18 protein-coding genes are annotated in these 22622 nt (G+C 69.9%); 5 read left to right on the top strand and 13 right to left on the bottom strand.

Annotation, left to right across the window (positions count from 1 at the left end):
* Window positions 1-11: 11 nt before the first annotated feature.
* The 5 genes from ACN28I_RS18045 to ACN28I_RS18065 form a co-directional block, all read right to left on the bottom strand.
* Window positions 12-968: a hypothetical protein gene (locus ACN28I_RS18045; RefSeq protein WP_420943232.1), complete on the bottom strand. Its 957-nt coding sequence runs from the start codon at window positions 966-968 to the stop codon at window positions 12-14.
* Window positions 965-2767 carry an ABC transporter gene (locus tag ACN28I_RS18050; RefSeq protein ID WP_420943233.1) on the bottom strand — a complete coding sequence of 601 codons (1803 nt, stop codon included), beginning with the start codon at window positions 2765-2767 and terminating at the stop codon, window positions 965-967. The genes ACN28I_RS18045 and ACN28I_RS18050 overlap by 4 nt, the downstream gene beginning before the upstream one ends.
* Entirely contained in the window at window positions 2764-3411 is a 648-nt protein-coding gene (locus ACN28I_RS18055; RefSeq protein WP_420943234.1) for an ABC transporter permease, read from the bottom strand. The genes ACN28I_RS18050 and ACN28I_RS18055 overlap by 4 nt, the downstream gene beginning before the upstream one ends.
* A gap of 75 nt (window positions 3412-3486) precedes the next feature.
* Window positions 3487-4422: an ABC transporter ATP-binding protein gene (locus ACN28I_RS18060; RefSeq protein WP_420943235.1), complete on the bottom strand. Its 936-nt coding sequence runs from the start codon at window positions 4420-4422 to the stop codon at window positions 3487-3489.
* A gap of 14 nt (window positions 4423-4436) precedes the next feature.
* The gene (locus tag ACN28I_RS18065) at window positions 4437-5846 is read right to left on the bottom strand and encodes a TIGR01777 family oxidoreductase (RefSeq protein ID WP_420943236.1); all 1410 of its coding nucleotides are present in this window, start codon (window positions 5844-5846) and stop codon (window positions 4437-4439) included.
* A 65-nt stretch (window positions 5847-5911) separates the two neighbouring features.
* Between ACN28I_RS18065 and ACN28I_RS18070 the strand changes: the two genes are divergently transcribed.
* The gene (locus tag ACN28I_RS18070; RefSeq protein WP_420943237.1) at window positions 5912-6853 is read left to right on the top strand and encodes an L-threonylcarbamoyladenylate synthase; all 942 of its coding nucleotides are present in this window, start codon (window positions 5912-5914) and stop codon (window positions 6851-6853) included.
* Window positions 6854-6878: 25 nt separating this feature from the next.
* On the opposite strand, the gene ACN28I_RS18075 is transcribed toward ACN28I_RS18070, so the two are convergent.
* Together ACN28I_RS18075 and ACN28I_RS18080 are read right to left on the bottom strand one after the other, a co-directional pair.
* A complete protein-coding gene (locus tag ACN28I_RS18075; RefSeq protein ID WP_420943238.1) occupies window positions 6879-7610 on the bottom strand; it encodes an immunity 52 family protein in 732 nt (243 codons plus the stop codon).
* Between the two features lie 13 nt (window positions 7611-7623).
* On the bottom strand, window positions 7624-9306 hold the full coding sequence (locus tag ACN28I_RS18080; RefSeq protein ID WP_420943239.1) for a Tox-REase-5 domain-containing protein: 1683 nt from the start codon (window positions 9304-9306) through the stop codon (window positions 7624-7626).
* Window positions 9307-9540: 234 nt separating this feature from the next.
* Between ACN28I_RS18080 and ACN28I_RS18085 the strand changes: the two genes are divergently transcribed.
* Window positions 9541-10509: a hypothetical protein gene (locus ACN28I_RS18085; RefSeq protein WP_420943240.1), complete on the top strand. Its 969-nt coding sequence runs from the start codon at window positions 9541-9543 to the stop codon at window positions 10507-10509.
* Here the strand turns inward: ACN28I_RS18085 and hemH are convergent.
* From hemH to ACN28I_RS18115, 6 genes are all read right to left on the bottom strand, one after another.
* Window positions 10454-11536 carry a ferrochelatase gene (gene hemH / locus ACN28I_RS18090; RefSeq protein ID WP_420943241.1) on the bottom strand — a complete coding sequence of 361 codons (1083 nt, stop codon included), beginning with the start codon at window positions 11534-11536 and terminating at the stop codon, window positions 10454-10456. The genes ACN28I_RS18085 and hemH overlap by 56 nt on opposite strands.
* Before the next feature lie 6 nt (window positions 11537-11542).
* Complete coding sequence (apaG, locus tag ACN28I_RS18095) at window positions 11543-11926, bottom strand: Co2+/Mg2+ efflux protein ApaG (protein ID WP_420943242.1); 384 nt, start codon at window positions 11924-11926, stop codon at window positions 11543-11545.
* Between the two features lie 61 nt (window positions 11927-11987).
* Window positions 11988-12977, bottom strand: a complete 990-nt coding sequence (locus ACN28I_RS18100; RefSeq protein WP_420943243.1) for a TerC family protein — start codon at window positions 12975-12977, stop codon at window positions 11988-11990.
* Between the two features lie 43 nt (window positions 12978-13020).
* Window positions 13021-15171 (bottom strand): glycogen debranching protein GlgX, encoded by a 2151-nt coding sequence (gene glgX / locus ACN28I_RS18105; RefSeq protein ID WP_420943244.1) that lies wholly within the window; start codon window positions 15169-15171, stop codon window positions 13021-13023.
* Window positions 15168-18251, bottom strand: a complete 3084-nt coding sequence (gene treY, locus ACN28I_RS18110) for a malto-oligosyltrehalose synthase (RefSeq protein ID WP_420943245.1) — start codon at window positions 18249-18251, stop codon at window positions 15168-15170. Before treY ends, glgX begins: the two co-directional genes overlap by 4 nt.
* A 181-nt stretch (window positions 18252-18432) precedes the next feature.
* Window positions 18433-18774 (bottom strand): SWIB/MDM2 domain-containing protein, encoded by a 342-nt coding sequence (locus ACN28I_RS18115; protein WP_375771593.1) that lies wholly within the window; start codon window positions 18772-18774, stop codon window positions 18433-18435.
* 377 nt (window positions 18775-19151) lie between these two features.
* Here ACN28I_RS18115 and ACN28I_RS18120 point away from each other — a divergent pair, with 377 nt between their 5' ends.
* From ACN28I_RS18120 to ACN28I_RS18130, 3 genes are all read left to right on the top strand, one after another.
* Window positions 19152-20066 (top strand): PIG-L family deacetylase, encoded by a 915-nt coding sequence (locus ACN28I_RS18120; RefSeq protein WP_420943246.1) that lies wholly within the window; start codon window positions 19152-19154, stop codon window positions 20064-20066.
* A gap of 239 nt (window positions 20067-20305) precedes the next feature.
* Window positions 20306-20971, top strand: coding sequence for an HAD family hydrolase (locus tag ACN28I_RS18125; protein WP_420943247.1), 666 nt, complete (start codon window positions 20306-20308; stop codon window positions 20969-20971).
* Between the two features lie 18 nt (window positions 20972-20989).
* Window positions 20990-22603, top strand: coding sequence for a lactate racemase domain-containing protein (locus ACN28I_RS18130; RefSeq protein WP_420943248.1), 1614 nt, complete (start codon window positions 20990-20992; stop codon window positions 22601-22603).
* Window positions 22604-22622: the final 19 nt, after the last annotated feature.

A 22622-nucleotide genomic window follows, 5' to 3' on the forward strand; every position in this document is an offset into this window, starting at 1 on the left:
CGCGGGGCCACTCAGCGCCCCGTGGCCACCTTCTCCGCCTCCAGGACGATGGAGTCCGCCCAGGGAGGCAGCTTCGCCCAGCCGGGAGTGTACTCGGTGCGTGCGTAGAACTCGCCGCCCGCGCCGCGCGCCACCGTGAGCTGGCCGATGCGCTTCTCCCCCAGCAGGTACTCCACGCGGAAGGCCTCCCGAGGCTCGCCCCCGGGAGGCACCTCTCCCCGTCCGAGGAAGTCCACCTGCGCTGGCGCGAGCAGCCACACGCGCTCGTGCCACTTGCGAGCCGTCTCGTCCGGCGCGTCCGGTGCGCCTCGGGGCAGGAGCTCCGCGGACCGCTGCGCCCGTGCGCGGACGAGGAAGGTGCGTGAGGTGCCCCCCGCGGTGACGGTGAGGGTGTCGTACGCGCTGGCCCCGAAGGAGTGCAGCGTCCGGTCCACCAGCCGGTGGGCGGCGTTCTCCAGATCGGGCAGCAACGAGGGCGGGAGGAGGAAGACGTGCCCGTCGGTCTCGCGCCGCAGGTACGGGCTGCCCCAGCCAATCGCGGGGGCCGCCAGGGTGAAGGAGTGCTCCCCGCTGGCCAGCTTCACCGCCAGCTTCCGGGGGCTGTCCTTCAACCCCACCTCGGCCAGGCGCTCCGCGTCCAGCACGCCCAGGCTCCGCGTGGCCCGCAGCGGCGCGAAGCGGGTGAAGAGCTGCTCCGCCGTCTCGTTGGCGCGCAGCTCCCTCGGAGGGGCCGTCACCGGCTTCGTCCCCAACCGCAGCCACAGCGCGCCGTCCTCCGTGCCCTCGCGGAACAGCTCCACCTGGACGGACGCGTCCTCGTAGCGCACGCGCTCCAGCGCCCGCTTCGGCGCGTCCAGCACCACTACCTCACCGGGAGCGCCCACGGGCTCCCGCTGCCAGACGAAGAAGGCCGCGGCCAGCCCCGCCACCGCCAGCATGCCCTGGAGCACCACGCCCCGCGTCCTCATCGCGCGCCCCTCCGTCTCCGGCGCCGCGTCACGAGAAAGCCCGCCCCCACCACCAGCGCGGGTGCCAGGAAGACGGCCGAGTAGAACCACACCACGTCCTGCTGGCGGGTGTGCTGCAGCGGCACGTCCTCCTCGTTGGAGAGCACGCCCGCCAGCTCCTCCTCGCCGAGGAGCCAGAGCACCGTGTCCATCAACAGGTAGGGGTTGCCATAGGCGCGGGGGCCCGCATCGGTCATCACGTCCGAGTCGCCCATGGCCACCACGCGCGCGGGCGAGGCCCTCGAGACACCGGCCTTCTGCACCGCCACCACCAGGGGCCAGGGCCGCCGTGGCTCTCCCTCGTCCGGGGTGAAGTCATGGTCAGTGTCCTGGAAGGTCTCCGCGGGCGCCCGCACCGAGACATCGTGCACCACTCCCTTGGGCAGGGGCTGCACGGACTCCAGGGCCGCCGCACCGGCGAAGACGATCGCCGCGTCACTGCCCAACGAGGCCAGCGTCGCCACGGAGGCGTGCGAGGAGAAGCTCGCCGTCACCAGGTTGCCCAGATCGCTCCGCTGGTGGCTCATGCGCAGGTGGCGCAGCTCGTTGGCGAGCGGCACGCGCTGCAGCTTCAACCCCAGGGGCTCCAGCAACGGCTCCAGGCCGGGCCCGTCCGGCTCCAGCGCGAGCCACAGCCGTCCACCGCGCTCCACGTACCGGCGCAGCGTGGCGAAGGCCTCCGGGGAGAAGTCCCGCTCGGGCCCCACCACCGCCACCACCGCCGCGTCGCGAGGCACCTCCGTCGCCAGCCCCTCGGCCATGCCCAGCGTGCGCACCTCCACGTTCAGCACGCGCAGCCACTCCTCCAACTGCGACAGGCCGGGCCGCGCCTTCTCCAGGGCCGTGGCCGCCTGCGGTTGCAGGCCCCGCTCGCCCTGCCCCGCCGTGAGGTACAGCACCCGCCGGGGACGGGACACCACGCGCAGCCGCCGGTACACGTCCTCGTCCAAACGCTGAAGCTGTGCCCGGGCTCGCTCCAACTCCAGCGGCACCTTCAGCCGCTCGTGCCGAGGGCCCCGGCTGAACACCACCGAGCCGTTCTCCCCCACGCCCAGCTCCTTCGCCCGGGCCCGCGCCACCGCCTGATCCAACACCTCCACCTCGAGGTACCCGGACTCCCGCGCCAGCTCCCGGAAGTACTGCTCCAGCGCCTGCCGCACATCGTTGGCCGGAGGGAAGAAGAGCGTCACCCGCACCGGCTCGGGGAGGCGGCGTGCCAGCAGGCGCGTGGCGGCGCCCGGCCGCGCGGTGCGGAAGTACGCCAGGTCCCACGAGACATCCGCCCGCGTGGCCACGTACATGGCCGAGAAGGCGAAGATGAGCGCGAAGGCCAGCCCCAGCCCCGAGTTCAACGCGGCTCGCACCCTTCCCAGTTGCAGCACCGGCGCCCGTGCCATGGCCGCCGCCGCCAGCTCCACCAGCCCGAGCGGCAGCAGCGTGGTGGTCAGCAGCGCGGGGAAGAGCGCTCCCAGCACCACCGCCGTGGAGCCCCTCGCGCGAGCCTGGAGGAAGTAGAGCGCCAGGCCGAGCCCTCCCAACAGGAAGAGGCCGAGCAGCCAGCGCTCCAGCACCCGCCAATCCCCCGAGGCCCGCCCCACCCTCACGCCGCGCCACGCCACCGCGAGTCCCACCAGCCCCAGGCCGAGCCCGCTCAGCACGAGCCGCTGCGTGCCCGCGCCCGCCGCGCGCTCGCCGAGGAAGACGGCCAAGAGGCCCACCGCGTACAGGACGGACACCCAGGGGTTGGGCCGGAGGCTCATCGCCACCTCCGCGCCTCGAGCACCCGCGTCGCGGCGAAGAGGGCCACGTAGGTGACGAGCAGGTAGTAGACGACGTCGCGCACGTGCACCACGCCCGCCTGGAAGGGCTGGAAGTGCTGATTCCACAGCGCCAGCGCGCTGAAGATGTCCGAGAGCGGTTGCTGGGTGATGCGCGCCAGCAGCCAGCACGTCAGCAGCGCCACCAGCATGCACCCGGAGAGGACGGCGGCCAGCACCTGGTTGCGCGCCAACGCCGAGCCGAACGTGCCAATCGCCAGGGACGCGCTGCCCAGCAGCAGCAGCCCCAGATAGCCGGCGGCGATGTGCCCCAGGGACAGATTGCCGTGCACCATCACCAGCAGCGGCATGAACACCGTGGCCAGCGTCATCAGCGCCAGGAAGGCCAGCGCCGAGAGGAACTTGCCCAGGACGATCTCATGGTCCCTCACCGGCGAGGAGTACAGCAACAGCAGGGTGCCCGCCTGCCGCTCCTCGGCCAACAGCCGCATGGAGATGAAGACCGACGCCACCATCGTGGTGCCGCTGGAGAACTGGAAGAAGAGGGAGAGCACCTCCGAGGAGCGCTTGCTCACCCCGCCCAGCGCGAAGGCGTTGAAGAGCAGGCCGTCCACCGCCAGCACCATGGCGATGATGAGGTAGCCCTGGAAGGTGCGCAGGTAGGCCGCGAGCTTCCCGGCGCGCGATGAGCAGCGTCCGCATCATGGCGCGGCCTCCTCCCCACCCTGGGTGAGCCGCAGGAAGAGTGCCTCCAGCTTCTCCGCGCCCCGGTCCAGCCGGAGCAACTCCAGGCCCGCGCCCACCACCACCCGCGCCACCTTCGGCCTCGAGTCCGCCGGGGCCTCCACCCGGAGCGTCACCACGCCCTCCGCCTCGCCGACGACGCGCACCGGCCCCACGCCCGCGAGCGCCGCCAGCACCCGTTCCCGCTCGCCCCGCACCTCCACCTCGATGAAGCCCCCGCTCCCCAGCCGCTGGCCCAGCTCCTCCTCGGTCCCCTGTGCCACGAGCTCCCCATCCTTGATGACCAGGAGCCGGTCACACGTCTGGCTGATCTCCGGCAGCAGGTGGCTGGAGACGAGCACCGTGTGCTCCGCCCCTCGCAGCCCCCGGATGAGCGTGCGCATCGCCACCATCTGCCGGGGATCCAACCCGCTGCCCGGCTCGTCCAGGAGGAGCAGCGCCGGTCGGTGGACGAGCGCCTGCGCCACACCCACGCGCTGCCGGTAGCCATGGCTCAGCGAGGAGATGGGCGCACCATGCACGTCGCGCAGGCCCGTCTTCTCCTCGGCCTCGGCGACGCGAGCGGACACCTCGCGCGAGGGCACGCCGCGCAGCCTCGCCACGAAGGCGAGGAACTCCCCCACCCCCATCTCGTCGTAGAGCGGCGGCGTGTCGGGGAGGAAGCCGATGCGCTGGCGCACCTCGTGAGGGTGGCTCACTACGTCGTAGCCGTCCACCACCGCCCGCCCCGAGGTGGGCAGCAGCACGCACCCGAGAATCTTCAGGGTGGTCGTCTTCCCCGCGCCGTTGAGCCCCAGGAAACCGATGACCTCGCCCCGCTCGATGCGGAAGGAGAGGCCGCGGATGGCCGCGTGGCCGCCGTAGTACCGGGTCAGCCCCTCGACGTGGATCATCTCGGCGTTCTCCGTCAGCCGTGGCGGAAGCGCGGCCCCTCGCTCGTCTTGCCGAGCGTGAAGCGCAGGGTCTGCTCCAGCGTGGGGTGGAGGAAGGTGAAGCCCTGGCGCTCGGCCACCTCGGGGCGGATGCGGGAGCTGAGCAGGAGCGTCTCCTGGCCCATCTCCCCGAAGGCGGCCCGCACCGCGGCCGCGGGCAGCGGCATCACCGCCGGCCGGGAGAGCACCTGTCCGAGCGTCCGGGCCAGCTCCTCTTGGCGCACGGCCTGGGGCGCCACCGCGTTGACGGGCCCTCGCAGGCCCGGGGTGAACAGGGCGGAGTGCACGAGGCCGATGACGTCCTCCAGCGACACCCAGCTCATCCACTGTTGCCCATCCCCGATGCGGCCGCCGGCTCCGGCCTGGAAGGCGGGCAGCATCTTCGCCAACGCGCCCCCCTTCGCGCTCAGCACCACGCCCAGGCGCAGGTGCACCACGCGGATGCCGGCCTGCTCCGCCGGGGCCGTGGCCGCTTCCCACTCGCGCGTCACGTCCGCGAGGAACCCCTGTCCGGGCGGGCTGGACTCGGTGAGCACCTCATCGCCCCGGCTGCCGTAGAAGCCCATCGCCGACGCGCTCACCAGCACCTTCGGCGGACGCGCCAGCCGCGCGAGCGACTCGCACAGCACCCGGGTGCCCTCCACGCGGCTGCGGCGGATGAGCTCCTTGCGCTCCTCCGTCCAGCGGCCCTCGGCGATGGGCGCTCCGGCCAGGTGCACCACCGCGTCCACGCCCTCCAGGGCGATCATGTCCATCTCGCCCTGGCCCGGTGCCCAGGCGATGTCCCCCGCCTCGGGCCGGCCCCGCACCAGCCGCCGCACCCGGTGGCCTCCCGTCGTGAGGAAGGGCACCAGCGCGCTGCCCACCAGTCCCGATGCGCCGCTCACCGCCACCGTCAGCGGCGGCTGCCCGGCGAAGGCCGCATGGCGCCGCAGATCCTCGCGCGTCACCGCGTGGCGGTAGGCGAACATCCGCTCCAGCCGATGCCGCGCGTAGCCGCCCCCGAACATCCGCCCGAGCGCCCCCACCGGCAGCGCGTACTCCACCTCGTCCTCCAGCATGCCGCTGCCCGCGGGCTCGTCCCACATGCGGTGCGTGTGCACCCACCGGGCGAAGGGCCCCGACTCCTGCTCGTCCTGGAAGAGCGAGCCGGGGACGTAGCGCGTGTGCCGCGCCACCCACTTCAGGGACGCCGGCCCCACCTTCATGCGCAGCACCACCCGGGTGCCATCTCGGATGCCGTCCCCCTGGTGCTCCACCACCTCGACCGGCTCCCAGGGGGGGGTCAGGCGCTGGAATGCCCCCTCGCGGGCATGCCAGGCGAACACGCTCCCGGCCTCGACGGGCATCTGGCTGCGCGCCTCGAACACCTGTGACTTGCCCATTGTCCCCTCCGGGCGCCAGATTGCGCCTCACAGGTATGCTTACCTCGGACATCCTCACACGGGCAGTGGAAACCCTCCGGCGCGGCGGCGTCATCGCCCTGCCCACGGAAACGGTCTACGGATTGGCGGCCAATTGCGAGGACGAGCTGGCCGTGCGCCGCGTCTTCGCCATCAAGGGGCGCCCCGCCACCCACCCCCTCATCGTCCATGTAGCCCGCGCCGCGGAGCTGCCCTCCTGGGCCCGCCACGTCCCCGAGGAGGCCTGGCGTCTCGCGGAGGCCTTCTGGCCCGGGCCCCTCACGCTGGTGCTGCCGCGCACCCCGCGCGCCACGGACGCGGTGACGGGAGGCCAGGACACGGTGGCCATTCGCGTCCCCCACCACCCCGTGGCGCAGGCCGTGCTGGACGCCCTGGGCGGAGGCGTGGCCGCGCCGAGCGCCAACCGCTTCGGCCGGGTGAGCCCCACCACGGCGGAGCACGTGCGGGCGGACCTCGGGGACGAGGTGGACCTCATCCTCGACGGAGGCCCGTGCACGGTGGGCGTGGAGTCCACCATCGTCGATTTGAGCGGCAAGGAGCCGGCGGTGCTGCGCCCCGGAGGCCTCGCGGTGGAGGAGCTCGAGCGCGTCCTCGGGCGCAAGGTGCCGGTGCGGACCTCGGCCGCGGTGCGCGTCTCGGGCAGCCTCGCCTCCCACTACGCGCCCCGGGCCGGCGTGGTGCTCTCCGAGCCCGCGGATGTGGGTGCCCGCGTGACGTCCCTGCGCGCCCGGGGACACAACGTGGGCGTGCTGGGCCCGCCGGGCCTCATGCTGCCCCCGGGCGTCCCCCTCTACGACGTGCCGGAGGACCCGGCCGGCGCCGCACGAGCCCTCTACACCCGGCTGCGCGAGGCCGACACGCAGGGCCATGACGTACTCGTCGCCTGTCTGCCACGCGCCGAGGGACTGGGCATCGCCGTGAGGGACCGGCTGGCCCGCGCCGCGGCCCCTCGCTCCTCCGGGGGCTGACGAGCGCCGCCAAGGGAGAGCCGGCTCAGGCTTCCGGGCTTCCGGAAACGACGGGGTGGAGCAAGCCTCTCGCGAGCAGCACGTCCTGGACACGCCGGGCCAGGGCGACGTGCTCGGGATTGACCGCGCTCAACCGTTCTGGGCCGAGAAGGACGAGCGTTCCCTTGTCCTCCACAGGGAGGATGCGCGCCGGCTCCGGTAGCGGCGGCACTTCTCCCATTCGATGCCGCGAGAGATAGGTCAGCCACCCCACGAAGGTTCCGGCCTGCCCCTTCTCGGACAGGGTATCCCGCAGAGCAGCGGAGGTGACGACGCACCAATCCGGCTCCCAAGCCAGTACCAGGGCGCGCATGACCTCCACCTGCACGGAAGGCGAGAGGACGCGCTCCAACTCCGGCTCTTCCTTGGGAAGATGGAGAAGACACACATTGCTGTAGAAGTTCGAGCAGGAGCCGCATGTCAGACTCATCATGCCGCCGTGCCCATCCTCTTCATGTCCCGTCCAGGCAGAGAAGGAAAACCCATCTGGACCGTTTTGATAGGCCTTCTTCCTGAAGAATCGCATGAAGGTTTCAAAGGTGGGCTCGAATTGGAGTTGGAGCGCCTTCTTGAGCGAGTTCGCCTGCTCGAACCAGCGGACGTAGATGGAATCGCATCGGGATAGATGGAGGAAGAAGGCTTCCGCCCGCCGGGCGGACTCCTCGGCGGACTCCTTGCGGCAGGCCCAGTAAGCCCCAGCGTAGTAGGTTTCTTTCATGGCGCGCGCCACCTCATGGGGTGGTTGGGGTGTAGACTACTTCGATACCTACGACACCGTCCGCTTTGAATAGCCTTTGGAGGATGTCCACCATTCTGGGCTCTGCCACGTGCCAACGGATAGGCACGCCGTTGGAAACCCGCAGCTGCCGCTGGGCCTGCTTGACGAGTCGCTTCGCACCTTTGAAATACCGCCTGGCCTCGAGATCAGCGCCAAAGTGCTTGTCATAGCCCAGGCCCTTGGTCTCTTGGAGCACACCCGCGTCGAAGCCGTCGAAGTCGGCCTTCTCGCCGTTGCGCCACACGCGGTACACCCAGCCTGCGGGGGCCTTCGTCACCTTGTGCTGGAAGGTGCGCGAGCGCGGTGACATCCGCTCGTTCTTGGGCACCCACTTCCCCGGTCCACCCACCGGCGGCACGTGGTTGCCACCTCCGCCCGAGCCCGAGCCCACCTTGGCCAGGTGCACGCCCCAGGTGACGCTCAACCCCTGGCCCGCCACGGCCACGGCCCGCCCGGGCACCGCCACCAACCGCAGCACCAGCTCTCCTTTCTTCGTCAGCATCAGCAGGGGCACCGACAGCCGGCCGAGCTTCTCGCCCCACTCCACCGACTTCACCGCCCCCGCCCCCGAGGTGCCCACCGTCAGCAGTGCGTTGGCCATCAGCCGCGACACCGTGCGCACCTGCTCGCCCCTCGGCTTCTGGCGGAACGCTTCCCAGTACTCGGGGGCGTTGCGGAAGAGAGCGCGCGCCACCCCCGGCAACTGGGCGAGTCCCTCCAGCGTCTCGCCCGGTTTGACGACGAGCCGGTAGAGCGCCTCCACCGTATCCCCCAGCGCCAATCCCACCCCATCCAGTGCCGGCAGCACCACGCCGTCATCCGGCACGTAGGTCCCCAGTGGCTTCGCGCCCCGGGGCACCTCCAGCCCCGTGTCCACCGGCCACAGCTTCCCGTCCTCCACCGCGTGGAAAGGGCCTACCTCGTAGCGGCCCGCGCGCAGCGTGCCGTCCTCGGCCAGCCGCACCTCTCCGGCCCGCTGCACGGCCTCGCCCGTCACCACCCGCACCACGTAGCCGTCTGGCCGCACCACCCGCAGCCGGTGGAAGCGGTCCATGCGCGCGTGCAGCTCCTCGCGCGTTACCGACCTCTCGCCCGTAGCCACCTCCAGCAGCAGGTGCGCCGCCATGCGCTGGCGGGGAAACTCCACGAGCCCCGCCTCCGCCTCCAGCAGGTGCCCCAACAGTTGCACCGCCTGCTCGGGCGACAGGGTGCGTCCGTCCTTCGGCAGCACCTCGTGGGGCACGCCTACCTGCGCGAGCAGGCCCTGGAAGTGGTCCAGGCTGAAGGGCACCGGGGAGGGGCGCCCATCCCCCACGCCATCGCGCCAGCCCACGGGGCCTTCAAACGCGTCCTCCGGCGGCGCCTCCTCGAAGTCGTCCTCCGGGTCGTCATCCTCGTCAGGCGCTGGGGAGTCCTCCGCCAGTACGGAAGCCCGCGCGGAGCCGGTCACGGACCGCTGCTCGCGGGCTCCCGTGGAGAAAGCCGGTGTCAGACGGTGGGCGCGCGGGCCCGGCAACAGCCCGGCCACAGGCGGGCCGCTGACACACCCACCCAGCAGCAACAGGGCCAGCGTGAGCACGACGGCGGCGGAGCGCCTCCACCCGCCAGGGCGAGAGCCAGGTGAATGCGGGCGCATGAGGGGACTCCCGGGGAAACCGTGCTCCCCACTGTACCTGCTCGGGTTTCCCCGCCATCCTCCCCAGGGAAGGCCCTTCCCCACCGGACAACGCCTACCGGGCCCGCGCCGCGGCCCCTCGCTCCCCCGGGGGCTGACGCGGTGCGGCACCCAGGGAAACCCGGTCACGGCTCACGTGCACCCGGAGGCTCGCCTGCCGTAGACTCCTGAACACTGATGACCAGGAGCCCCTTCTTGAACCGGCGCACCCTCGGCCTGCTCGCCGCCCTCTGCCTGACCTCCGCCTGCAACGACGCACCCGTGGGCGAGATGACCCCCATCCCCCGCCCGGCGGACATGCCCGCCGAACCGGCGCAGCAGGCCGAGGCGCCCAAGCCGGCCGCCGCCGAGCCGCCGCCGGACCCGTCCAAGGTGGTGCTGCGCTGGAAGCTCGACGCGCCCACCGCCTTCAAGCTCACCACCACCGGCACCGGGTCCGCGCCGGCTCCGGCCGCCAAGGGCAAGAAGGGCAAGAAGGGCAAGGACCCCGAGCCCACGTCCGGCTCGAGCGCGACGGAGGCCATCTTCGTCCTCCAGAAGACCGAGTCGGGTGACTACGCCTTCCGCATCGTCCCGCAGGGCAAGGGCGGCGAGGCGGAGCAGGGCTCCATGAGCGAGCGCGGCTTCGTGATGGACGGGCTGGCCGGGCCGCTGCGCAACACGGCGGTGCTGGTGCTGGAGCTGCCGAGAGAGCCGGTGGGCCCGGAGGCCACCTGGGCGCTGGGGACGGATCTGGTGGACCTGGGCTCCGTGCCGGGCTTCGTCGAGAAGAAGGCCGAGCGGCGCAACCAGGTGAAGCTCACCGCGCTCACCCCGGGCGAGAACGGGGAGCAGGTGGCGACGCTCGAGTACGACCTGTCCGAGAGCCTCTCCGGAGAGCTGCGCGCCACCCGGGCCACGCACTCGAAGACGGACGGGCACGGGCACGAGGAGGAGGAGGAGAAGCCCTCGAAGGGCACGCAGTCCGCCCTCGCCGAGATGCGGGTGAAGGGCCGGGGCGAGTTCCTCGTGAAGGCGGGCCGCTGGCGCTCCTGGGAGGCCACGCTCACCACCCGGAGCGAGGGCACCACCCTGCCCGGCACGGCCAATGGCGAGCGCACGCTGCGCCTCACCCCGCTCGACTCGGTGCCTCCGGAGCTGCTGCTGCCGCAGGCGCGGAAGTAGCCACCGCCTCCGACTCGCGCACCAGTTGCACCACGGCGTCCACCCAGGCGGGGTGGGCGTTGAGCGAGGGGACGAGGGTGAGTGCCTCTCCCCCGCTCGCGAGGAACTGCTCGCGCCCGCGGATGGCCACCTCTTCCACCGTCTCCAGGCAGTCGGCGACGAAGGCCGGGCACATCACCGCCAGGCGCTTCACCCCGCGCGAGGCCAGTTCCGGCAGCACCACGTCCGTGTACGGCTTCACCCACGGCGTGCGCCCCAGCCGGGACTGGAAGGACACGCTCCAGCCCTCGGGCCCCAGCCCCAACCGGCTGGCCAGGCCCCGCGCCGTGGCGAAGCACTGGGCCCGGTAGCAGTGGCGGTTGGCGTCGGTGAGCACGTCACAGCACCCCTGCGAGGCCAGGCAGTGTCCCCCGGAAGGATCGCTCTTGCGGATGTGGCGCTCGGGCACCCCGTGGAAGCTGAAGAGGACGTGGTCCGCCCCCATGCCGGAGATGACGGGACGCGCCACCTCGGTGAAGGCGTCCAGGAAGGCCGGGTGCGAGTGGAAGGCCGGCACCGCGCGCACGTTGGGCACGTCCCAGGGCTCGGACAGCACCTCGTAGGTGCGCGCCAGGGACGAGGCCGAGGAGGACGCGGCCTCCTGCGGATAGAGGGGCAGCACGGTGAACTCCGAGACGCCCCGGGCCCGCAGCCGCGCCACCGCATCCGGCAGGGACGGGTTGCCGTAGCGCATGCCCAGCTCCACCTCGTACTGGCCGGAGAGCCGCCCGGCCACCGCCGCCGTCAGCGCCTTGGAGTGCACCATCAACGGCGAGCCCTGCTCCGTCCAGATGGTGCGGTAGGCGTGCGCGCTCTTGGGCGAGCGGAACGGCAGGATGATGAAGTTGAGCAGCAGCCAGCGGCCCACGGGGTGGATGTCCAGCACCCGCGGATCACTGAGGAACTCGCGCAGGTAGCGACGGACGGGGCCGGTTTCGGGGGCATCCGGAGTGCCCAGGTTGACCAGGAGGAGTCCCTTTTTCGCCATGACTGGTCAGTGCAGCGAATGGGGTTGTGTGAGGGCGAACTCGCCTATCCGAGCCTCGAACTGGCGGCCATCCGGGCGCTCCATCGTGTAGGAGCCCCTCATGGAGCCGAACGGCGTGCGGAGCTGGGCCCAGCTCGTGTACTCGAAGCGCTCCCCGGGGGCCAGGCGCGGCTGCTTGCCGACGACGCCATCCCCCCGCACCTCCTCCACCTTGCCGGTGGCGTCGGTGATGATCCAATGACGGCTGCGCAGTTGGGCGGGCTCGCCGCCCACGTTGAGGATCTCCACCGTGTACATGAAGGCGTACTGGTGGGACTCCGGGTTGCTGCGCTCCGGCCAGAACGTGGGCTTCACGGTGACACGGACGCCTTCGGTGGTGACGGAGGACATGCCACACAATTGGCTGGCCCGCCGCCCGGACGCAAGCCAAACGCACCAGCCAATCGTGGGCTCAGCGCCCGGCCTCTTCCCGATCCCCCCCGGGGCGAGTCACGTCCGTGGGGACCCCGGGCTCCGCGGCCGCCTTGGGCCAGATGAGCGAGGCCACGATGGAGGCCAGCAGCACCCCGCCGATGACGGCCAGCGACACGCCGATGGAGACGTGGATGTCGAAGAAGGTGATGAGCATCTTCGTGCCCACGAAGCCGAGGATGACGGCCAGGCCCAGCTTCAGCAGGTGGAACTTGTCCATCAGGCTCGACACCACGAAGAAGAGCGAGCGCAGGCCGAGGATGGCGCACACGTTGGACGTGTAGACGATGAAGGGATCCTGGCTGATGCCGAGCACGGCGGGGATGGAGTCCAGGGCGAAGAGCAGGTCCGTGGCCTCCACCACCAGCAGCACCAGGAAGAGCGGCGTCACCTTGCGCCGGCCATCCTCCATCGTGAAGAAATTGCTGCCCTCGCCCTGGCGGGCCACCGGGAGCATGCGCCGGGCCATCCGGACGATGAACGTCTGCTCGGGATCGGCGGCATCATCGTCCTTGGAGAAGGCCATCTTCACCGCGGTGAAGACGAGGAAGGCGCCGAAGATGTAGAGCAGCCAGTGGAAGCGCTGGACGAGCGCGGTGCCGGTGACGATGAGCACCGCGCGCATGAGGAAGGCGCCGACGATGCCCCAGAAGAGCACCCGGTGCTGCACGGTGGGCGTCACCCGGAAGTAGGCGAACACCATCAGGAAGACGAAGAGGTTGTCGACGGAGAGCGAGTACTCGACGACGTAGGCCGTCACCCACTGCAGCGCCTGCTCGCGGTTCCAGTAGCCGAAGTAGAACAGGCCGCCGCAGAAGAGCAGGCTGATGGTGATCCACACGCCCGTCCAGGCGCCGGCCTCCTTCGGCGACACCGCGTGCTCCTTGCGGTGGAAGACCCCCAGGTCGAGCGCCAGCATGGCGACGACGAAGAGGTTGAAGCCGATCCAGAGCGCGCTTTGAGTATTCACGAGTGTGTTCCCCTGCCCCGACAACCTTCAACGTTCAACAGCCCTACTCCCGCGCCTCGTCCGTGGCCGGGCGGCGCAGCACCACCAGGGCACGGCCGGCCACCATCACCGCGCCGCCCGCGGGGGTGTGGGTGTGCAGCGTCACGCGGGACTCGCCGGTGTCCACCACCTCTTCCCAGTCCGCGCCCCATTCGATGTCCGGGAGCTGGAAGGTCATGGGCTCGTGGTGGGCGTTCATCAGCACCAGGAGCGTGTCCCCGACGATGCGGTTGCCCTCGTCGTCCGGAGTGAGGAAGGCATCGCCGCCCAGCAGGAAGGAGACGGAGCGCACATAGGGCTTCTCCCAATCCTCCTTCTTCATCTCCTGCCCGTCCGGACGGAACCAGGCGAGGTCCTTGAGCTCGCTGTCCCACAGGCGCGCGCCGCGGAAGAACTTGCGCTTGGTGAGCACGGGCTGCTCCCGGCGCAGGCGGCTGAGCGCGATGGTGAAGTCCAGCAACTTGCGCTGGGACTCGGTGAGGTTCCAGTCCACCCAGGACAGGGAGTTGTCCTGGCAGTAGGCGTTGTTGTTGCCCTTCTGGGTGCGGCCCATCTCGTCGCCGGCCAGCAGCATGGGCACGCCCTGGGACAGGAAGAGCGTGGCCAGGAAGTTGCGCTTCTGCTGCTCGCGCAGGGCGTTGATCTCCGGCTCCTTCGTCTCGCCCTCCACGCCGCAGTTCCACGAGTGGTTGTCGTTGGCCCCGTCCCGGTTCTCCTCCAGGTTGGCCTCGTTGTGCTTCTGGCTGTAGGTGACGAGGTCGTGCAGGGTGAAGCCGTCGTGGGCGGTGATGAAGTTGACGCTCGCGGTGGGCTTGCGGCCGCTCAGCGCGTACAGGTCCGAGGAGCCGGTGAGCCGGTAGCCGATCTCCGCGGCCTGCCGGTCATCACCCTTCCAGTAGCGGCGGATGGTGTCGCGGTACTTGCCGTTCCACTCGCTCCAGAGGACGGGGAAGTTGCCCACCTGGTAGCCGAAGTCGCCCACGTCCCAGGGCTCGGCGATGAGCTTCACCCGGCTGAGCACGGGGTCCTGGTGCACCATCTGGAAGAAGGCGGCGCGGGTGTCGTAGCCGTGCCGGTCGCGGCCCAGGGTGGTGGCCAGATCGAAGCGGAAGCCGTCCACGTGCATCACCTCCACCCAGTAGCGCAGGCTGTCCATGACGAGCTTGAGCGCGTACGGGTGGGTGGCGTTCCACGAGTTCCCCGTGCCGGTGAAGTCCTGGTAGTAGCGCGGATCCTTCTCCATCAGCCGGTAGTAGGCGGTGTTGTCCAGGCCCTTGAAGGACAGGGTGGGCCCGAGGTGGTTGCCCTCGCAGGTGTGGTTGTAGACGACGTCGAGGAGGACCTCGATGCCGGCGCGGTGGAGCGCCTTCACCATGGACTTGAACTCGGCGACCTGGCCGCCGCGCGAGCCCGAGGCGCTGAAGCGCGCATCCGGCGAGAAGTAGCCCAGGGTGCTGTAGCCCCAGTAGTTGGTGAAGCCCTTGTTGACGAGGAAGGGCTCGTCCACGTGGGTGTGGATGGGGAGCAGCTCCAGCGCGGTGACACCCAGCTTGCGCATGTGCTCGATGATGGCCGGGTGGCCCAGGGCCGCGTAGGTGCCGCGCAGGTGCTCGGGGATGTCCGGGTGGAGCTTCGTGAGGCCCTTCACGTGGGCCTCGTAGATGAGCGAGCGGTGCAGGGGCACCGCGGGCGCGCTGTCTCCCTCCCAGTCGAAGTCGTCGGTGATCACCACGGCCTTGGGGACGCCCGCGGCGCTGTCGCGGATGTCGAAGGCGAGATCCTGCTCCTCCTCGCCCAGCTCGTAGGCGTAGACGGGAGCGGAGAAGTCCACCTGGCCGTGCAGGGCGCGCGCGTACGGGTCCACCAGCAGCTTGTGCGGGTTGAAGCGCATGCCGCGCCGGGGCTCGTAGGCCCCGTGGGCCCGGAAGCCGTAGAGGGTGCCCGGCTGCAACCCCGGGATGAAGCCGTGCCACACGTGCTGCGTCTGCTCGGGCAGCACGTAGCGGCGCAGCTCGCGCGCGGGGTTGTCCGGATCGAAGAGACATACTTCGATCTTCCGCGCATGCTCGCTGAAGACGGCGAAGTTGACTCCGTTACCAAGGTACGTGGCGCCCAGGGGATACGGCTTGCCTGGCAGCACCTCGGCCCGTCTCATCCATCGCTCCTCTCCAGCAGCACCAGCGGGAAGCCCGCCAGTAGCGGCGCGAGGGGCAGCACCGCGCCACCCTCCCGTCGCCCCGGCCGCACTTCCCGGCCGGTGAATACGTCCCGGAACGTCATGCTCGCATAGGACTCGGGCAGATCCAGGGACGTTTCTTCATAGGCCCCCGCGAGGCCCCCTGGGGACTCCAGGGCGGAGAGGGTGTAGCGCGGTGCGGCGCAGATGACCACGGACTTCTCGTGCTCGCGGACGAAGGCCACCGCCGCGTCGGCGCGCGGGCCCACCAGCTTCAGCGCCCGGTATCCGCCGTGGCGGAAGAGGGCCTTCTGGCGCTGGCGCAGGCGCAGGGCCTGGGCCAGGACGAAGAGCTTGATGCGGCCATCGTCCATGTCCGCCACCAGCCGGGAGCACAGCCCGAGCCGGTCCGCCTCGGCCTCCCGGTCCAGTTCCTCCAGCAACCGGGCCCGCAGGCCGTAGTCCACCGGCCGGCGGTTGTCCGGGTCCACCAGGGACAGGTCCCACAGCTCGCAGCCCTGGTAGGTGTCCACCACCCCGGGCGAGCCCAGCTTCAGCAACTGCTGCCCGAGCGCGTTGTGCTGGCCGGCCCGCTCGATCCGGCGCTTGAAGGCCTGGAGATCCTCGAGGAAGGCGCGGCTCTTGCTCTCGTCCAGGCAGGCCTCCACGAACTTCGCCACGCCCTCCTCGTAGACGGGGTCCGGGTTGGTCCACGAGGTGCGGACCTTGGCCTCCTTGATGGCCTTGAGCATGTAGTCGCGGATGCGGCCGCGGAGCTCCGCGAGCGTCTCCGGGGAGATGGACGGGCCCATGGGCCAGGCGCCCACCACCGTCTGGTAGAAGAGGTACTCGTCATTGAGGGACGGCGCGGGCCCCTCGGGGCGCTCCATGCGGTGGAGCCGCGTGTGCTGGGACCAGCGCTCCACCCGCTGACGCCACTCGCCGGGAAGCTCGGAGAGGACGTTGATGCGCGCGCGCACGTCCTCGCTGCGCTTGGTGTCGTGCGTGCTGGTGGTGAGCATGCTCGCCGGCCAGTGCGCCGCGCGCTCCTCGTTGCGCGAGTGGAAGACCTCGTCCGTGGTGCCGAAGTGCTCCGGCTCGCCGCCCACCTCGTTGAGCGAGTCGAGCCGGTGGTAGACGTAGAAGACGGTGTCCTCCAGTCCCTTGGCCATCACCGGGCCCGTGAGCTGCTGCACCTTCATGGCGAAGGCGAGCATCTCCGCCCGCTCGTGCGGCCCCAGGTGCTCCGGGTAGCGCCGCAGCAGCACGTCCCCCAGGAAGTCGAAGATGGTGGCGTTGAGGGTGACGTTGCGCGCCTTGGCATGGCGCAGCGTGTCCCGGATGTAGCGCACGTCGCGCTCGTCCAGCTCCGGCCGCCAGTCATCCACGTAGGTGCGGTAGACGGGGAAGAGCGCGATGAACTCCGAGAGCGCCCGCCGCAAGCTGTTGAGCGTGAAGTCCCGCGAGCGCCGGTTCATCTCCGACACGCGGTTGAGCCGGTGGGCGAGCATGTTCAACTCGCTGGACATGAAGTCGCGCAGGATGAGGCGCTTCTTCTCGTACACCAGCTCCTCGAAGTGGGGCGCCTCGCCGATGAAGCGGTGATAGGCCTCCGTCAGGGGCCCCTCGGCGTCCGGATGCACGAAGACGCCTCCCACCGCGTTGGCGAAGCGGTAGCCGGTGGTGCCGTGCACCGCCCAGGCCTCGGGGATGCGCTCACGGCCGCCTTGAATCTTCTCCACCACCACGTAGAGCGCCTTGCGCAGCGGCGAGTCCACGTGGGCCCCCGCCTCCGCCTGCCAGCGCTCGCGCAGCCGCCGCTCCACTTCCGGCCAGAGTTCCGCCCGGTGGCCGTGCTCCGCGTCGAACAGGGCCCTCGCCCGCTCCACGAAGTACTGCTCCTGCAGGTTGAGGAAGTAGGCCGTGGGATCGTAGAGCCCATCCGGGTGATCGATGCGCAGCCCGGTGATGCAGCCCTGGCGCAGCCACTCGAAGATGCGCTGGTGGGCCTCGGCGAAGACGTCCGGATCCTCCATCCGGAGGGCCGCCAGCCCGTTGATGTCGAAGAAGCGGCGGTAGTTGATCTCCTCGCCCGCCACGCGCCAGTGGGCCAGCCGGTAGCTGCACCCCGCCAGCAGCTCGTCCAACGCGTCGAAGGAGCGCGGGTCGCCGGGGGTGCCGTTGATGGCCTTCACGTTGGCCTCGATGTGGGCGGCCACCTCGGGGCTGGACCCGGCGAGGGCTGCCAGCCGGCGCTTGATGACCTCCTTCTCCCGATTGCGCTCGACGACCCGGGCGCGCCCGGTCTCCGTGCGTGGAGGCAGGTGGTTGATGGCGGTGAGGATGGACTGCAGCTCGATGAGGTGCGCGTGCTCGGCCCCCAGCCGGGCCTCCAGTGCCTCCAGGCCGCGCCCCAGCACCTGCCCGTACTGTCGAGGAGCCAACGGGAGCAGGCGGTCGTAGTAGTGGATGAAGAAGGCCCCGTCGCGGAAACCCAGCTTCAGCTCGCCGCGCTCCAGCACCACGCCGTACTGGTCCCCGAGCACCGGCAGGAGGACCTTGCCCTCCAGCTCGTCCTTCACCGGGGTCCAGTCGATGTCGAAGAAGCGCGCGTACACCGACGACGGTCCGTTCTCCAGCACGTCGAACCAGAGCGGGTTGAAGGTCTCGATGCCCATGTGGTTGGGCACCACGTCCACCACCTGGCCCAGCCCATGGTCTCGCACGGCGGAGCAAAAGGCCGCGTGCTCCTCGGGCGAGCCCACCTCCGGGTTGAGCTGCTTGTGGTCCACGCAGTCATAGCCGTGGGTGCTGCCCGGGCTCGCCTTGAGGTAGGGCGAGCAGTACACGTCCGTCACTCCCAGCCGGGCCAGGTAGGGCACCGCCTCGCGGGCCGCGTTGAAGGGGAAGGCCTTGTGAAGCTGCAGCCGGTAGGTGGACAGCGGCATGGCCCCCGCCAGCAGCTCCTCGCGCACGCGTCCGTACAGCTTGCCCGCAAGAGCCTCCCCGCCCACCTGCCCCGCGTCTCCACCCGACACAGCCGAACCCTCGAGTCTCATATGGCCCAAGTCGTAGGTCCGAAGAGCCCATCTGACCACCACGCAGACGCCCTTCCGCACGCTATCCAACGCTCGCCAGCCGCTTGGCCCCTCGGAGGTTGTTCTTCTTGAAGTGCAGAGGGCCCGCCACTCTGGTGACGAGCCCTCCGGGGACAGCGACCGGTACATCCGGGGGTGTGGCTCAGGTGAGGTTCTTGTTCACCAGCGCCGTCATCTCGAACATGGTGACGGACTTCTTGCCACCGAAGATGGGCTTGAGCTTGTCATCGGCGTTGATCTGCCGCTTGTTCTTCGCGTCCTGGAGGTTGTTCTTCTTGATGTAGTCCCAGATCTTGCTGACGACCTGGGTGCGGGGAATCGGCTTGTTACCGACGATCTCCGCCAGAGCGGCGGACGGCGTCATCTCCTTCATGAACGCAGCGTTCGGCTTGCGCTTGCCACCCGCGGCAGCGGTCTTCTTGGCGGCGGGAGCCTTCTTCGCGGCAGGAGCCTTCTTCGCGGCGGTGGTCTTCTTGGCGGCCATTTCGTTCGGATCTCCTCCCCCTGTTCGAGTGTCCGGGGGCGTTGCACGGCTTGTTCACACCCTGAGCCGTCGGGCGCGTCGTAACACGCCCGAGGCCGAAAATCAGCCCTCCGCTGCATTTTTCCCTCTGAGGGCCGAGGGGAAAATAGTGTTTCTCCCTCGGAAGGGAAGAGTGTTTTCTCAAGGAAAGCCCTCGTTGTTGAACACACGCGCCCTCGGAGCGAGCGCTCGCGAAGACCTGTAGCGGCCTGTGTCACGCGTCCCGGAGTCCAGTCGAGAACACTGCGCCCACCGCGCGGAAGACCTCGTCCAACGTGTTCCGGAGCGTCTGGAGCTCGAGCGAAGGATGCGTGCCGCTTGACCCCACCGGAGGGCTCTTGTCTCCTCGCCGGGTGCACGCTCCTCCTTCCGCTCCCCCCGGCCCGGTGGAGGCACCACCGCGGATCCTCCTGGTCACGGCCCACCCGGACGACGAGACGCTCTTCGGCGGCGCCGTGTACAAGCTCTCCCGCTCGCTCGGCGCGCAGGTGGACCTGATCGTGTTCACCCGCGGCGAGGGAGGCTACCGGACCTCCACCCTGGCCGAGCCCCTGTATGGATTGAAGCTCACGGATCCGGAAGTGGCGCGCGTCCACCTGCCGCGCATCCGCGAGCAGGAGCTCCGGGCCGCGGCCCGCATCCTCGGGCTGCGCGAGTGCTTCTTCCTGGACCAGCCAGACCCTGGCTACACGCTGGCCGCGGACGCCGCGGTGGGCGAGGGCTGGGACACGGAGCTCATCCGGCGCCGGCTGCGCGAGCGGTTGCTCCAGGGCCGGTACGACTTCGCCTTCGTGATGCTGCCGCTGCCCCAGACGCACGCCCACCACCGCGACGCGGCCCTGCTCGCGCTGGAGGTGGTGGCCGGACTGGCCCCGCACGAGCGGCCGCTGGTGCTCGGCGCCACCGGGCACACCCGCAGCCGCGAGGTGGCCGAGCAGAACCGCCAGGGCTTCCCCATCCCGGAGGCCGAGGGCTTCGCGTACACCGGCGTGCCGGGCCACCCGCTCGCGGACGTGCGCCCGGGTGCCGTGTTCGCGTTCGACCGCACGCGCAAGTTCGGGTTCCGCGACCGGCTCGACTACAACATCGTGGTCGACTGGGCCATCGCCGAGCACAAGACGCAGGGCGTGATGCAGCTGCGCCAGGGCGCCATCGAGCTGGAGCGCTACTGGTACCTCGCGCTCAACCCCGTGGAGGCAATCGCGCGAGCCCGCACCCTCTTCGAGCGCCTGGAGCAAGCGCCTCCCACCTGAAGTGAAGGCTTCGCGTCATGTAGGATAAAGACAACTGTACCCGTTGACATCGACAACGAGTGCAGCGGCGCGGCGCGGCTGAAGCGGGCATGGATGCGTGCGCCAGCCCGGCGGCTCCATCGCCCTCGGAGCACCGCGTAGCGGACTACGCACCAGGGCCACCGCGTTTCAGCGAATTCCGCCCCCTATCGCGCGGTTGACACACGCCGGACTCCGGTGTCAGGAAGCCCGCCTTGCCCATGCCCGCGAAAGCCGCCTTCTACGATGTCGACGGGACGTTGATCAAAACCAACGTCGTCCACGTCTACGCCTACTACGCCATGAACCGGGGCTCCCTCCTGGGCATCGCCGGGAGGACCCTGGCCACCGCCGCCAGCGTGCCCCTGTTCGCGGCCATGGATGCGTTGGACCGCAAGACGTTCAACGAGTTCTTCTACCGCTACTACGCCGGCATGTCCGAGGACCGCCTCATCTCCGTGGCCGAGGACATGTTCGAGGACGTCCTCAAGCCGGCCATCTACGAGCAGACGCGCGACCTCATCGACCAGGCGCGCCGCGTCGGCTGCCGCATCGTGCTCGTCACCGGAGCGCTGGACTTCAGCATGCGCCCGCTGGCCCGCTACCTGGGCGCCGACGACATGATCGCCAACAAGATGCAGTTCGTGGGCGGCAAGGCCACCGGCAAGGTCATCCCCCCCATCATCGAGGGGGCCAACAAGGCCAACGCCATCCGCTCCTACTGTGTCCGGGAGGGTCTGGCGCTGGACCAGTGCCACGGCTACTCCGACAGCTCCTCCGATTACGCCATGTTGTCCGTGGTGGGCCGCCCCACGGCCGTCAACCCGGACATGCGCCTGCGTTCCATCGCCCGGGCCTACAACTGGCCCATCCTCGACCTCAAGTAACCGAAAGCTCCGTTCGACATGCGCCCGCTCAAGACGCTCCAGAAGCTCTACGACGAGGAAAGCCAGGTGGTCATCACCGAGAAGGGCAGCCCCCCGCGGGCGCTCTTCTACGGGGAGAACTTCCTCCTCGAGGACCTGCCCGTGGGCACCCGGGTCATCTTCCCCCGGCCGCCCCTGGCTGGCGTCCCCAATGTCAAGGCCGCCATCCGCTGGGCCATCAACCACCCCGAGGGCATGGAGCCGCTGCACGCCCTGCTCCGGCCGGGGATGAAGCTCACCTGCGTCATCGACGACATCTCCGTGCCGCTGCCGCCCATGGCGACGCCGGACGTGCGCCAGTCCATCCTCGAGGTGGTGCTGGAGCTGTGCGCCGATTCGGGCGTGGATGACGTCCACCTCATCATCGCCAACGCCCTGCACCGCCGCATGACGGAAGGCGAGATGCGGCGCATGGTGGGCCAGAAGATCCACGACGCCTTCTACCCGGACCGCTACTACAACCATGACGCCGAGGACCCCGACGGCATGGTGGAGCTGGAGCGCACGCCGTGCGGCTCGCACGTGGTGGCCGTCAACCGGCGCGTGGCCGAGAGCGATCTCATCATCTACGTGAACGTGAACTTCGTGCCGATGAACGGCGGGCACAAGTCCATGGGCACCGGCGTGGCCAACTACGCCAGCCTCCGGGCGCACCACAACCCGAAGACGATCCGCGAGTCCAAGAGCTACATGGAGCCGGGTCACAGCGAGCTGTACAAGCGCAACGAGCGCATCGGCCGGGCCATCGACAAGCACCTCAAGGTGTTCCACATCGAGACGGCGCTGAACAACCGCATGTTCGGCCCCGGCGTGGACTTCCTCCACAAGAAGGAGGAGGACTACACCGAGGGAGACCGGCTGAAGTTCCAGGCCATGCGCTACGCGCTCTCGAAGATGCCGCGGGCGGCGGCGCGCAAGGTGCTCAACTCCATCCCCGCGCCCTATGACGTGACGGGCGTGTTCGCCGGAGCCACCGAGCCCACCCACGCCAAGACGCTGGAGAAGAGCTGGCAGCAGTACGTGGTGCCGGTGCAGGGACAGAGCGACATCGTCATCTTCCCCATCCCGTTCATCTCGCCCTACAGCGTCAACTCCATGCTCAACCCCCTGCTCGTGCAGGTGATGGGATTGGGCTACTTCTTCAACCTCAACCGCGGCGTGCCCCTGGTGAAGAAGGGCGGCGTGCTCATCCTCACCCACCCGGCCTTCGACGAGTTCGATCCGGTCCAGCACCCCAGCTACATCGAGTTCTTCAACCGCGTGCTGCCCGAGACGCGCGACGCCGTGCAGATCGAGCAGAAGTACGAGCGCGAGTTCGCGGAGAACCCCAGCTACGTGCACCTGTACCGCAAGGGCAACGCGTACCACGGCGTGCACCCGCTCTACATGTGGTACTGGGGCGAGAACGGCCGTCAGCACGTGGGCAAGGTCATCCTCGCGGGTGGAGAGAACAACCACGTCCCGGCCCTGCTCGGCTGGGACCGTACCGACACCCTCACCGAGGCCATCGAGGAGGCGCGCGGCTTCATGGGCCGCTCGGCCAGCATCAGCCTGCTGCGCATCGCCCCCACCGTCATGGTCGACGTGAAGTAACCCCCCTGGGCTCCCCACG

This window comes from Archangium gephyra (genome assembly GCF_049060025.1).
In the GTDB taxonomy this organism is placed as follows: domain Bacteria; phylum Myxococcota; class Myxococcia; order Myxococcales; family Myxococcaceae; genus Archangium; species Archangium gephyra_A.

What these genes read in the sequence shown, in the direction of transcription:
- ACN28I_RS18045 (WP_420943232.1), bottom strand. Translation starts at nt 968, where the DNA reads ATGAGGACGCGGGGCGTGGTGCTCCAGGGCATGCTGGCGGTGGCGGGG.
- ACN28I_RS18075 (WP_420943238.1), bottom strand. Translation starts at nt 7,610, where the DNA reads ATGAAAGAAACCTACTACGCTGGGGCTTACTGGGCCTGCCGCAAGGAG.
- hemH (WP_420943241.1), bottom strand. Translation starts at nt 11,536, where the DNA reads ATGGCGAAAAAGGGACTCCTCCTGGTCAACCTGGGCACTCCGGATGCC.
- ACN28I_RS18065 (WP_420943236.1), bottom strand. Translation starts at nt 5,846, where the DNA reads ATGGGCAAGTCACAGGTGTTCGAGGCGCGCAGCCAGATGCCCGTCGAG.
- apaG (WP_420943242.1), bottom strand. Translation starts at nt 11,926, where the DNA reads ATGTCCTCCGTCACCACCGAAGGCGTCCGTGTCACCGTGAAGCCCACG.
- ACN28I_RS18125 (WP_420943247.1), top strand. Translation starts at nt 20,306, where the DNA reads ATGCCCGCGAAAGCCGCCTTCTACGATGTCGACGGGACGTTGATCAAA.
- ACN28I_RS18130 (WP_420943248.1), top strand. Translation starts at nt 20,990, where the DNA reads ATGCGCCCGCTCAAGACGCTCCAGAAGCTCTACGACGAGGAAAGCCAG.
- ACN28I_RS18050 (WP_420943233.1), bottom strand. Translation starts at nt 2,767, where the DNA reads ATGAGCCTCCGGCCCAACCCCTGGGTGTCCGTCCTGTACGCGGTGGGC.
- ACN28I_RS18060 (WP_420943235.1), bottom strand. Translation starts at nt 4,422, where the DNA reads ATGATCCACGTCGAGGGGCTGACCCGGTACTACGGCGGCCACGCGGCC.
- ACN28I_RS18080 (WP_420943239.1), bottom strand. Translation starts at nt 9,306, where the DNA reads ATGCGCCCGCATTCACCTGGCTCTCGCCCTGGCGGGTGGAGGCGCTCC.
- treY (WP_420943245.1), bottom strand. Translation starts at nt 18,251, where the DNA reads ATGAGACTCGAGGGTTCGGCTGTGTCGGGTGGAGACGCGGGGCAGGTG.
- ACN28I_RS18115 (WP_375771593.1), bottom strand. Translation starts at nt 18,774, where the DNA reads ATGGCCGCCAAGAAGACCACCGCCGCGAAGAAGGCTCCTGCCGCGAAG.
- ACN28I_RS18055 (WP_420943234.1), bottom strand. Translation starts at nt 3,411, where the DNA reads ATGGTGCTGGCGGTGGACGGCCTGCTCTTCAACGCCTTCGCGCTGGGC.
- glgX (WP_420943244.1), bottom strand. Translation starts at nt 15,171, where the DNA reads ATGAGACGGGCCGAGGTGCTGCCAGGCAAGCCGTATCCCCTGGGCGCC.